Source organism: Thermococcus sp. (genome assembly GCF_027066465.1).
In the GTDB taxonomy this organism is placed as follows: domain Archaea; phylum Methanobacteriota_B; class Thermococci; order Thermococcales; family Thermococcaceae; genus Thermococcus.
On record NZ_JAMONU010000015.1, the window covers coordinates 1 to 4,120 of the forward strand.

2 protein-coding genes and 1 pseudogene are annotated in these 4,120 nt (G+C 53.9%); 1 reads left to right on the top strand and 2 read right to left on the bottom strand.

The window, feature by feature from the left end:
• A partial coding sequence (gene ileS / locus MVK46_RS00710) for an isoleucine--tRNA ligase (protein WP_297534493.1) occupies positions 1 to 2,797 on the top strand: 2,797 nt, incomplete at its 5' end.
• 56 nt (positions 2,798 to 2,853) lie between these two features.
• Here the strand turns inward: ileS and MVK46_RS00715 are convergent.
• The gene (locus MVK46_RS00715) at positions 2,854 to 3,354 is read right to left on the bottom strand and encodes a hypothetical protein (protein WP_297534494.1); all 501 of its coding nucleotides are present in this window, start codon (positions 3,352 to 3,354) and stop codon (positions 2,854 to 2,856) included.
• 253 nt (positions 3,355 to 3,607) lie between these two features.
• Positions 3,608 to 4,120, bottom strand: a pseudogene (locus MVK46_RS00720) (radical SAM protein); the annotation flags it as partial.

The following is a 4,120-nucleotide window of genomic DNA, read 5'->3' on the forward strand; positions in this document are numbered from 1 at the left end:
GTTCAAGATGCTCGGAATCTGGATGGACTGGGACAGTCCATACATGACGATAAAGAACGAGTACATCGAATCGGGCTGGTTCACCCTGAAGAAAGCCTGGGAGAAGGGGCTTTTGGAGAAGGACAAGAGGGTTTTGCACTGGTGCCCCCGCTGTGAAACCGCTCTTGCCGAGCACGAGGTTCGCGGTGAGTACAAGGTCAGGAAGGACCCGAGCATCTATGTCAAGTTCCCGGTCGAGGGCAGGGAGAACGAGTACCTCCTCATCTGGACTACCACACCCTGGACGCTCCCGGCCAACTTAGCGGTTACCGTTCACCCCGAGTACGACTACGCGAGGGTCAGGGTCGAGACCGAGAACGGAGAGGAGTACTGGATAATCGCGAAGGCCCTCGTCGAGCGCGTTCTGAATGAGGTCGGGGTCAAGGGGGAGGTGGTCGAGGAGTTCAAGGGCGGGGAGCTTGAGGGAGTGAGATACGTTCACGTCCTCATGGACGAGTATCCGAGGCAAAAGGAGTTCCGCGAGAGGTACAGGTGGGCCCACCGCGTAATCCTCGGCGAGCACGTCACGCTTGAGGACGGTACAGGACTGGTTCACACCGCGCCGGGCCACGGTGAGGAGGACTTCGAGGTCGGACAGAGGTATGGCCTGCCCGTCTACAGCCCGGTAGACGACCAGGGCCGCTACACCGAAGGAAAATGGAAGGGCGTCTATGTGAAGGACGCCGACCCGGAGATAATCGAGCACCTCAAGGAGAAGGGCTACCTCGTGAAGGCCGGAACAATAGAGCACAAGTACCCGCACTGCTGGCGCTGTAAGACCCCGCTGATTTTCAGGGCAACAGACCAGTGGTTCCTCAAGGTGAGTAAAGTCAAGGACAAGATAATCAAGGAGAACGACGAGAAGGTAACCTGGTATCCGGACTGGGTGAAGGTCAGATACGACAACGGCGTTCTCAATTCTGGCGACTGGGTCATAAGCAGACAGCGCTACTGGGGAATACCGCTTCCGATATGGCAGAGCGAGGACGGCGAGATATACGTCGTTGGAAGCTTTGAGGAGCTTGTCAAGCTCGCCGTTGCGATAGATGTCAACGGCGAGAGGATAGAGCTTCCGGAGGACTACGAGGAGAAGCTGAAAGTTATAGAGGAGAAGCTCGGCCCGGAGGATTTACACAGGCCCTACGTCGATGCATTCATCATAAAGGTCAACGGCAAGGAGATGAGAAGAGTAAAGGACGTCGTTGACGTCTGGTTCGACAGCGGAATAGCGAGCTGGGCGTCGCTCGACTACCCGCGCAACAAGGAGCTCTTCGAGAAGCTCTGGCCGGCCGACTTCATAGTTGAAGGCGAAGACCAGGTCACCAAGTGGTTCTACTCCCAGCAGGCCGCTTCGGTGATAGCCTTCGACACCGTGCCGTACAGAGCAGTTGCCATGCACGGCTACGTTTTGGATGAGAAGGGCGACAAGATGAGCAAGAGCCTCGGCAACATCATAAGGCCCGAGGAGGTCGTCCAGAGAGAAGGCAGAGACCCCTTCAGGTTCTACATGCTCTGGGCAACCAACCCTTGGGAGAACCTGCGCTTCAGCTGGAAGGGACTGGCTCAGGTCAAGAGGATGCTCAACATACTCTGGAACGTCTACGTGCTCAGCGCGACCTACATGAGCCTCGACAACTTCGACCCGACCAAGCTCAAGCCCGAGGAGCTTCCGTTCCGCGAGGAAGATAAGTGGATACTCAGCAGGGTGAACAGACTGATTAGGGACGTCGAGGAGGGAATAGAGACCTTCAGGCTGACGAAAGCGACGAGAGCTATATACGACTTCGTCGTCGAGGACCTGAGCAGGTGGTACGTTCGCCTAATCAGGAAGCGCATGTGGGTTGAAAGCAACGACCCGGACAAGTTAGCGGCCTACTACACCGTCTGGAAGGTCTTCGACGTCCTCCTCAGGTTGATGGCCCCGTTCACGCCCTACATAGCCGAGGAGATATACCAGAACATGCTCAGGCCGTTCCTCGGCGTGGAGAGCGTCCACATGCTCGACTGGCCGAAGCCAGACGAAAACGCTATAGACGAGGAGCTTGAGCGCGAGATGGAGGCTGTTAGGAAGATAGTCGAGGCTGGCTCCTCAGCGAGGCAGAGGGCCAAGATAAAGCTCCGCTACCCGGTCAGGAGAATAATCGTCGAGACCGAGGATGAGACGGTAAAGAAGGCCGTTGAGAGACTCAACAGAATCCTGCGCGACCAGCTCAACGCCAAAGAAGTGGTCGTCGGAAAGGTCGAGCGCGAGCTCGTCATCAAGCCCAACTTCGCGAAAGTTGGTCCGGAGTTCAAGGGCGACGCCAAACTCGTGATAGCCTGGATAAACGAGCACGGAAGAGAGCTCTACGAGAAGGGCGAGATGGACGTTGAACTCGAAGGAAAGACCTTCCACCTCACGAGGGAACACTTGACAATCGAGGAGAAACTGCCGGACTTCTTCGTTAGCGAGGAGTTCGAGGGCGGAAGGGTCTTCGTGGACAAGACCCTCACGAGGGAGCTTTTGGCAGAGGGCCTCGCCAGGGAGTTCGTCAGGAGGATACAGGAGATGCGCAAGCGCCTTGACCTCGACGTGAACGACAGAATCGTCGTTACCATAGAGACCACCGACGAGAACCGCGAACTGCTCGAGGAGAACCTCGACTACATAAAGAAGGAAACTAGGGCGACAGAGGTGGTCTTCGGCGAGGCCAAGGGCTACGTCGTCGAGTGGCCCGAGGTTCAGGCGAAGATAGGGATTGAGAAGGTGAAGGATTAATTTCGAGCCTCAACACCCTTTTTATTTCTCTTGGAACCCCCGACTGAATTAGAACCCTATTCAGTTTCCCAAAATCTTTTAGAAAAGGGTCTGTAGTTAACGAGTTTTCCGATGAGGAGTGTTGCAAGACCAAATCCCAGCGTAAGGAGGAGAAATACTCCTGTATTGCTCCGAACCTCGCTTCTAAAGACTGTAAGCGACAAAACGAATCCCACCGCAAGGCCTATCCAGAAGTAAGCTATCTGGGGGGCATAGTAGAACAGCTTGTCGGTAAAAGCGTAGAACGTTGCAACCACACCTGCACCGGCAAAGTAAGAGTACGCAAGATCCTCATTGTACGGATAGATTAAAGAGCCTACCAAGAATATTACTGCGAAATTCCACAGAAAGGTTATGGTCCGGTTTTCAAACCGTTTGGAAAGTACAGCACGGAGGAAGAGAAGCGAGATTAGAATTATCAATGTCAGATAACTCATCTCCCTCAGGGGCACGAGAATGTTAAGCATCCCAACTCCAATGGCGAGGAAAAGGAAAGAGTGTAAGAGATTCCTTTTCATTTAGTCACCACCCCAACGTCGTTGTGGGTGCTCATGACTATAGCCTGAAAGACCAAGAGGATACCAAACGTCGTTTCCTCTAGTTCATGATCATCATATGACTAATCGGATTAAGTAAGAGGCAACTGTATATAAACTTTCCATCAAAAGAGTATGCAGAAGTCCTCAGCTAATCCAAAAACTCTTACAACTTACGCTCTCGTAAGTTACTTACGTCCCCATAAGCAACAATCCAGAGAGCAAACCAGAAAATTCAAGGCAACGGAATCCTCTCAACCTCAATCCGGTCGAAGGTCGGGTACTCCTCCACGATGAAGAACCTCACGTCGCCTTCGATGGCCTCGGCCAGCTCTAAAGCCACCTCCTCGGGCATCTCAATTCTGCCCTTTTCCCTGTTCACGTGGAGCCACTCCTCCGGAACTTCGGCTTCGCTGACGAGGAACTCGTAAAGCTCGTCCAGGTCGTCGTATTCGGCAATCCCAAAGCGGAGCGTTCCGTCCTCTGTGATTTCCATGTATGGCTTTGCAACGTTCCTCGCCATTCTCCTTAACCTGTTCCTTAGTTGGACGGCATCCTTGAGCTTCGCGGTGCAGAGGTGATAGCTCAGCGAGGTATTTTCTTCGCCCCACTCGAGGAGTTTAAGCCCGAGTTCAAGCGAACCCTTGATGGCTGAACTCTCGTCGCTTACCGGCCTGTAACCCCTGTCGAGGAGGTTTCTGAGGTTCGTCTCGCTGAACTCCAGCTCATTCACGTTGAGGAACTTCGC

Coding starts and splice junctions, on each gene's coding strand:
- MVK46_RS00715 (WP_297534494.1), bottom strand. CDS start 3,354: ATGAAAAGGAATCTCTTACACTCTTTCCTTTTCCTCGCCATTGGAGTT.